6 protein-coding genes are annotated in these 5,540 nt (G+C 67.8%); all 6 read left to right on the plus strand.

The annotated features are described in order from the left end of the window. Window positions 1-906, plus strand: a 906-nt coding sequence (locus tag AAF184_24455) for an AraC family transcriptional regulator ligand-binding domain-containing protein (protein MEO0425508.1), incomplete at its 5' end; no start/stop codon positions are given. 109 nt (window positions 907-1,015) lie between these two features. After that, the gene (locus AAF184_24460) at window positions 1,016-1,870 is read left to right on the plus strand and encodes an NAD(P)H-binding protein (GenBank protein ID MEO0425509.1); all 855 of its coding nucleotides are present in this window, start codon (window positions 1,016-1,018) and stop codon (window positions 1,868-1,870) included. Then, complete coding sequence (locus tag AAF184_24465) at window positions 1,867-2,355, plus strand: anthrone oxygenase family protein (protein ID MEO0425510.1); 489 nt, start codon at window positions 1,867-1,869, stop codon at window positions 2,353-2,355. The genes AAF184_24460 and AAF184_24465 overlap by 4 nt, the downstream gene beginning before the upstream one ends. A 139-nt stretch (window positions 2,356-2,494) precedes the next feature. After that, window positions 2,495-2,914 carry a BlaI/MecI/CopY family transcriptional regulator gene (locus tag AAF184_24470; protein ID MEO0425511.1) on the plus strand — a complete coding sequence of 140 codons (420 nt, stop codon included), beginning with the start codon at window positions 2,495-2,497 and terminating at the stop codon, window positions 2,912-2,914. Beyond that, window positions 2,911-4,716, plus strand: a complete 1,806-nt coding sequence (locus AAF184_24475; GenBank protein ID MEO0425512.1) for an ankyrin repeat domain-containing protein — start codon at window positions 2,911-2,913, stop codon at window positions 4,714-4,716. Before AAF184_24470 ends, AAF184_24475 begins: the two co-directional genes overlap by 4 nt. A 166-nt stretch (window positions 4,717-4,882) precedes the next feature. After that, the gene (locus AAF184_24480; GenBank protein ID MEO0425513.1) at window positions 4,883-5,299 is read left to right on the plus strand and encodes a phosphate-starvation-inducible PsiE family protein; all 417 of its coding nucleotides are present in this window, start codon (window positions 4,883-4,885) and stop codon (window positions 5,297-5,299) included. Window positions 5,300-5,540: the final 241 nt, after the last annotated feature.

A 5,540-nucleotide genomic window follows, 5' to 3' on the forward strand; every position in this document is an offset into this window, starting at 1 on the left:
ACCGATCCGTCACGCATGATCGACGATGGCGACTACTACGCCCTGCTCGAGCGAATTGCCCAGGAGGACCCCCGCGCGATCGATCTGCCTTTGCGCACCGGGGCATCGATGCGCTGCGATGACTACGGTGCCTTCGGCCTCGCCTTCAAGGCAGCGGTGAACCTGCGCCACTCTTGGGCTCGGGCCGAACGCTACGGTCGCATTCTGACCAGCGTCACCCGCTACGAGGTGGTGGAGGCCTCCACGCAAACCACCTTCATCGCCCACCGCGAGGGCGATCGTCGCGTAGGGATGCGCATGTCCATCGAGGCGACGCTCGCGAGTGTGGCGAGCATCAGCCGCGAGGTGAGCACGCACCCGTTCACGCCGCTGGAGATCACCATCCGCCACCCGGCCCCGACCGATAGCAGCGCGCATGAACGCCACTTCGGCTGCCCGGTCCGCTTCGGTGCCGAGCACGACGCCATTCGCATCCACACGCAAGATCTACGCGCACCCAATCGCCTCGGAGACGCCAGCATTTCCAGCTTCTTCGACACCCACCTCCAGGCGCAGATGCAGGAGTTCCCACAGGGTGGCCTCCCCGAGTTGCACGAACGGGTGACCCAGGCGGTCGCGCGCAGCCTCAGCGAGGGCGTCCCCACCCTCGGGGACATCGCCGCCCAACTCGGCATGAGCGCTCGCACCCTGCAACGTCGCCTGGCGGACGACGGCTATCGGTTCACCCAGTTGGTGGAGCAGGCCCGCACGCGACTCGCCGAACGACTGCTTAGCGAGACGCAGTATTCCCTCACGGAGGTCGCCTTCCTCACGGGCTTCTCCGAGCAGAGCGCGTTCCATCGCGCCTTCCGCCGCTGGCGGGGGCAAACGCCCCGTGACTACCGCCTGGCGCACCCCCGCGCCTGACCCTGGCGCGCTCGATCAACACGCTGGCGTGCTGCGTCAAGCCGCAGGCACGCCCCGTACGATTTCATAGCCCTGCAGTTTGCACACAGCACCACTGGAGGCACCTACCATGACCCAAGCAATCTCAGATCTCAGCACCCGGACCATCCTGGTACTCGGCGCCACCGGCAAGAGCGGACGCCGGATCGTACATCGCCTGCAGGAGCAGCAGGGAATCACCGTGCGCGCCGGCTCGCGCAGCGCCACCCCCGCCTTCGACTGGCACGACGAATCCGGCTGGGACGCCTGCCTCGAGGGCGTCTACGGCGTCTACATCTCCTACGCCCCTGATCTCGCCATGCCCGGCGCCGGCGATGCGATTCGGGCCCTCGTCGAGCGCGCCCGCCAGCATGGGGTACAGCGCCTGGTCCTGCTCTCGGGCCGCGGCGAGGCCGAAGCGCAAGCCTGCGAGCAAATCGTCCAAGGCAGCGGCCTCGCCTGGACCGTCGTGCGCGCGAGCTGGTTCTACCAAAACTTCTCAGAAGGCGCATTCCTCGACATGGTGCAAGCGGGGCGAGTCAGCCTGCCCGCGGGCCCGGTGGCAGAGCCCTTCGTCGACGTGGACGACATCGCCGACGTGGCGGTCGCCGCCCTCACCGAGCCGGGCCACACCGGGCAGGTGTACGAGGTGACGGGCCCACAGCTGCTGAGCTTCGCCGAGGCCGTGCAGATGATCGCGGCGGCCAGTGGCCGATCGATCACCTACGAGCAAATCCCCCACGAGTCCTTCATCGCAGGGGCTCGCGCCAGCAATGCGCCCCACGAGGTGCTGTGGATGCTCGATTACCTCTTCGCCACGGTGCTCGACGGCCGCAACGAGCACCTCACCGACGGCGTGCAGCGGGCCCTGGGACGCGCCCCTCGCCCGTTTGCCGACTACGCGGCGCAGGTGGCGGCGAGCGGTGCTTGGGAGGCGGTCGCATGACCGCCTCGAGCACCATGTGGACCTTGCTGGGACTGAGCGGTGCCATGGTGGGCGGCGTGTTCCTCACGTTCTCCGACTTCCTCATGCGGGCTCTGGGGAGGACCACACCGAGCGGTGCCATCGAGGCCATGCAGCAGGTCAATCGCACCGTTTACCGCTCCGTGTTCTTGAGCACGTTCATGGCCCTCGTACCCGCAAGCGCGACCCTGACGCTGTGGCACGTCTTCACCCACCAGGGGGCCAGTGAGCCCTTCTTCATCGTAGGCACGGCGTCTTACCTAATTGGCGCATTCGTTATCACAGCCGCAGCCAACGTGCCGCTCAACAAGCGCCTGGACCCGATGGACGCGGGCACAGCGAAGGCCCGGGACTACTGGTCCACCTACCTGCGCCGGTGGCTGCGCTGGAATCACGTGCGCACGGCGGCCTCGCTGCTCGCCGCCGCATGCTGGCTCATCGGGGCCCAGCGACTCGCGGGCGCATGAGTCGCCCTGCTGCGAGGCCGGCCCGCCCCCCTACGATTGGCCGGCCTCGATCAGCCAGGCACCCTTTCTACGAAAGAATTAGTTGACAGACTGATGCTCGGCTCGATACGGTATCGGCGAACTACTAAGGAATTCGTCGATGCCCCGACCGACCACACCGACACTCACCGAGGCCGAACATCGCCTCATGGCAGTGCTCTGGGAACGAGGTGAGGCCAGCGTGCGCGACCTCACGGACGCGCTCAAAGATGCCCACGACCTCGCCTACACGACCGTCCTGACCACCGTGCGCATCATGGTGGACAAGGGCTATGTGGACTTCCGCAAGCAAGGTCGCGCCCATATCTACCGCCCCCTGATCACCCGCGACGGCGCCCGCCGCAAGGCCCTCGGCAATCTGGTGCAGTCGCTGTTCGAGGGCTCACCCCAACGCCTCGCCCAGCATCTGGTGCAAGACAACCAACTCACCCTCGATGACATCGAAGCATTGCGGGCCACGCTCCTGCGCGAGCGCAGCGATGACGACGATGATCAGAACAGCCAAGGAGACCCCCGATGACCTCAGGACCCTCGCTACTGCTGCTCGCCCTCGCCGCGGTGATGGCGGAGACCGCCCTGCTCCTCGCCCTGGTCAAGCTGGTCGACCGCTACGCGCCCAGCCACTGGGTACGCGAGCGCCACGATCTCGCCCTGGCGGCGGTGCTCCTGGTGCCCGTGCTGATGCTGATCACGCTCACCCCTGCGCAGCTGGGCAGCCCGACACTCACGAATACGTTGAGTGCCAGCACAGCCCTGAGCAAGGACACACCAACCGTGCCGGGCAACGCCGGGTTCGTGCAAGACGTGCCCCGACGCACCGCCGATGCGACGGCAGACGTGGGCGCCCAAGCTCGACATACTCCGTGGGCGCTCAGCAACGGTACGCTCATGCTGATCTGGCTCGCCGGATCGCTCGCGATGATGCTGCGCTTAGGGACCGATGCCGCGGCGCTGACACGTCTGCGCCACCGCAGTCGCCCCCTGGGCCGGACGGGCCAGCTGGGCTTGACCAAAGACTTGGAAATCCGTTCGAGCGACGACATCGCCTCGCCGATGCTGGCGGGCTTCCGCCACCCCTGCATCCTGGTGCCGACGGGCTTCTCGCTCAGCGAAGACGCCGCACCGGTGTTGGAGCATGAGATCGCCCACGCCCAGCGCGCAGACAACTGGATCACCCTCGGCCACCGGCTGGTGAGCGCCGCGTTCTGGTGGAACATTCCCCTGCACTACCTAACACCGATGATCGTAAGATCACGGGAGAGCCTGTGCGATCGCGACGCCGCGGTCGCCACGGGAGCGCCGACGCGCCTCGCCCACGCCCTGCTCGACGCGGCGGCCGCGGCGAGCCGCCTACCGGCGCCTCCCTCGGCGCGTCTGGCCGCCCAGGCCCACGGCGTTGCCCTCGAGGAGCGGGTGAAGCACCTGACCCAGCCCGACGCCGCGAAGGCCCGCAGGCCCCGGGCGACCTTGCGCCTCATGCTGCCCGTATTGGCGAGCGCCGCTTACCTGCTCGTGCCCGGCCTCGGCACCGCCGCCCCGGAGGAGGAGGCCAACGACGGGGATCGTCGGATCGAGGCATCACTGGAACGCCTGAACAAGCTCGTGTTCGGCAACGGCGTGAGCCTGGTGCTGTACGAGGCGGCAGAAGCGGGTAACACCGCCGAGGTCGCCGCCCTGCTGGAGCGCGGCGTCGATCCCAGCGCGCCGGCCCTGGGCGACGGCACCCCACTCATGGGGGCGATCCGAGGCGGACACCTGAACATCGTGCGCACGTTGCTGGCTGCTGGCGCTGACCCCAACGTGGCATCGCCCGGCGATGGCACGGCGTTGATCTCGGCTGCCCGCAAGGGCGATCGCACCGCCCTGAAGTTGCTGCTCGACGCGGGAGCTTCGCCGGACGTGACCGTGCCGGGCGACGGCGCGGCGCTCATCAGTGCAGCAGCGCGTGACGACCTTGTCATCATCGCTGAACTGCTCGCGGCCGGCGCGGACCCGAACGTGGCGATCGGTGGCGATGGCACGCCGTTGATCGCGGCCGCCCTGCGCGGCAACACGGCCGCAGCGCAAGCCCTGCTTGCCGCCGGCGCCGATGCCAACGGCTACGTGTTGGGTGACGAGACGCCGCTGATCAACGCCGCCCAACAGGGCCACCTGGAGGTGGGCAAGTTGCTGGTCGCCCAGGGCGCGGACGTCTCCCTGACCGTGCGCACCTCGCGCGGCACCTGGCGCTCCCCGCTCAGCCAGGCCGAGGAGCGCGGCCACCCCGCGTTCGTGGCGTGGCTCGAGTCCCTTGGCGCCGCCCACGCGCCCGGGCGGGAATGACACCCTAAGCGACGAGCTAGGCGGCCGAGGACAAAGCGCCAGGCCGCCTCACCTCCCCCGACGACGACTGCCTGCCCGTCACCGACCCCGAAAACTGTCGGCGTCCACCCTCTTGCGCCAGGGCGATGCGCTAACCTGTGCTCCGGCTCCGTTGGGGAACACATGAATGAACATGGGCAGGCTCATCGCGCTGATCGAGCGCACGGTACTCGCGGTGATCATCGGCCTCACGGTGATCGCCGTGTTGTTCGAGCTCGCCACCATCTGGGAGCAACGCAACGTCGCGATCGCCGATATCCTGCTGCTGTTTCTCTACACCGAAGTGGTCTCAATGGCTGGCGCCTTCTACAGCAGCCGTCGGATCCCCACCGTCTACCCCTTGCTGATCGCCATCACCGCGCTCTCTCGACTCATCGTGCTGCAGTCGAAGGAAATGGAACCGGCCACGATCCTCTACGAGGCAGGCGCCATCGTGATCCTCGCGGCGGCGGTGGCTGTGCTGCACCTGTTCGCCGGTGAAGGTCGAGAGGACACGGATGAGGCGCCGGATGAACACGCCCCGCCGCGCCCGACCGACACCTAGGCACCCGAAAAGCTCGTAACGCGTTATCCCGGGCTTGCTGATCGGCAATACGGCGGAGCTGGCCCTGCACCAGATCCAATGCTAGGTGCTCACGCTCAAGCCTCAGGCTTGCAGACCCCGGCCAAGCTGTAGCGCCGCGTCATCATTGCGGCGCGGCGGGTGAGTGCTACCCGCGGGGAATCTCGGCGTCGCGCAGCTGACGCAGCAAATCCTGCCAGTTCCAGCTCTCCACGCGCGCCTG

This window comes from Pseudomonadota bacterium (genome assembly GCA_039815145.1).
In the GTDB taxonomy this organism is placed as follows: Bacteria; Pseudomonadota; Gammaproteobacteria; order Steroidobacterales; family JBCBZW01; genus JBCBZW01.

Coding starts and splice junctions, on each gene's coding strand:
- AAF184_24460 (MEO0425509.1), top strand. CDS start 1,016: ATGACCCAAGCAATCTCAGATCTCAGCACCCGGACCATCCTGGTACTC.
- AAF184_24465 (MEO0425510.1), top strand. CDS start 1,867: ATGACCGCCTCGAGCACCATGTGGACCTTGCTGGGACTGAGCGGTGCC.
- AAF184_24470 (MEO0425511.1), top strand. CDS start 2,495: ATGCCCCGACCGACCACACCGACACTCACCGAGGCCGAACATCGCCTC.
- AAF184_24475 (MEO0425512.1), top strand. CDS start 2,911: ATGACCTCAGGACCCTCGCTACTGCTGCTCGCCCTCGCCGCGGTGATG.
- AAF184_24480 (MEO0425513.1), top strand. CDS start 4,883: ATGAACATGGGCAGGCTCATCGCGCTGATCGAGCGCACGGTACTCGCG.